This window comes from Mycobacterium sp. (assembly GCF_050701675.1).
Classification (GTDB): domain Bacteria; phylum Actinomycetota; class Actinomycetes; order Mycobacteriales; family Mycobacteriaceae; genus Mycobacterium.
The window spans coordinates 1-1,734 of record NZ_JBOGDD010000570.1; the positions used below are offsets into that span (position 1 = coordinate 1).

General features: G+C 69.3%; 1 protein-coding gene. It reads left to right on the forward strand.

All coding sequences use genetic code 11. The features are described 5' to 3' along the window. A partial coding sequence (locus ACRDUX_RS17395; RefSeq protein ID WP_526415265.1) for a condensation domain-containing protein occupies positions 1 to 1,734 on the forward strand: 1,734 nt, incomplete at both ends.

A 1,734-nucleotide genomic window follows, 5' to 3' on the forward strand; every position in this document is an offset into this window, starting at 1 on the left:
GCATCCTGTCGATGCAGGTGGTGGCGCGGGCCCGCGCCGCGGGTCTGGTGTGCCGGCCGCGCGACGTCTTCGTCGAGCAGACCGTGGCCCGACTGGCCCAGGTAGCCGTCTTCGCCGGCGGTGAGACCGCCGAGGTCGATGAGGGCATCGGGTCGGTGGTGGCCACCCCGATCATGCGCTGGCTGCACGACGTCGACGGACCGGTCGAGCAGTTCAACCAGGCGGTGGAGGTGCAGGCCCCCGCGGGTGTCACCGAGGCCGACGTGGTGGTGGTGTTGCAGGCGCTGCTGGATCGGCATGCCATCCTGCGGTTGCGCGTCGAGGACGACGGCGCCGGCGGCTGGTCGCCGACGGTGTCCGACGTCGGCTCCGTAGACGCCCGCGATTGCTTGCAGGCGGTCGACGTGTTGTCCGATGAGGCTCTGGTCGCAGCGCGGTCGCGGCTGAACCCTTCAGCGGGGGCGATGCTCAGCTCGTTGTGGGTGCCCGACACCGGCCAGCTGGTGTTGATCATCCACCACCTCGCCGTCGACGCGGTGTCGTGGCGAATCCTGTTGGAAGACTTGAACATTGCCTGGGCCCAGCACCATAGCGGCCAGCCAGTGGCATTGCCGACGGGGGGCACGTCGTTCGCCCGCTGGTCCGCGCTGCTGGATGAGCACGCGCACTCCGAAGCAGTGCTGGAGCTGGCCGACACGTGGCGGCAGGTGGCGGCGGTCCCGCCCGCGCTGCCCGCGGTGCAACCGGCGACCGACACCTATGTGAACGCGGGGGAGTTGTCGGTGTCGCTCGACAGCGAGACCACCCGGCTGCTGCTCGGTGAGGTGCCTGCGGCGTTCCACGCCGGCGTGCAGGACATCTTGCTGATCGCGTTCGGATTGGCGTGGGCGGAGTTCCTTGGCACCGGCGGGGCGCCGATCGGGATCGACGTCGAGGGCCACGGCCGCAACGAGGAATTGGCGTCGGCCATTGACTTGTCGCGCACGGTGGGCTGGTTCACGTCCAAGTACCCGGTTTCGCTGGCCACGGGCGAGCTGTCCTGGGCGCAGGTGCGCTCCGGTGAAACCGCACTCGGCTCGGTGATCAAGGACGCCAAGGAACAGCTCCGGGCGCTGCCCGACGGTCTGACGTACGGTCTGCTGCGCTATCTGAACGACGAGGTGGACCTGGGTGGGTCGGATCCGTCGATCGGATTCAACTACCTCGGGCGCCTCGGCGCGGGCGCGGGCGACCTGTCCGATGACCTGTGGCGGATCAACCAGGACAACGTTTCGGTCATCGCCGCGGCCACGGCAGTGCCCACGCCGCTGGGACACACCGTGGAGCTCAACGCGGGCACCATGGACACCGACGACGGTCCGCGCTTGCACGCCACGTGGACGTGGGCGCTGTCCGCACTGGATCACGACCAGGTCGGGCGGCTCGGCGAGCTGTGGTTCGACGCGCTGGCCGGCATCTGTGCCCACGTGCAGCACGGCGGAGGCGGCCTTACGCCGTCAGACCTCGCTCCCACCCGGTTGAGCCAACAGCAGATCGACGAGCTGGCACAGCAATACGACATCGCCGACGTCCTGCCGCTGACCCCGCTGCAACAGGGGCTGCTCTTTCACTCGGGCACCGCGCAGGGCAGCGAAGACCTGTACTCGGTGCAGCTGGACATCACCGTGGCCGGCCCGCTCGATCCAAAGCGCATGCGCGACGCGGTGCGCACCGCGGTCAATCGCCGCCCGAACG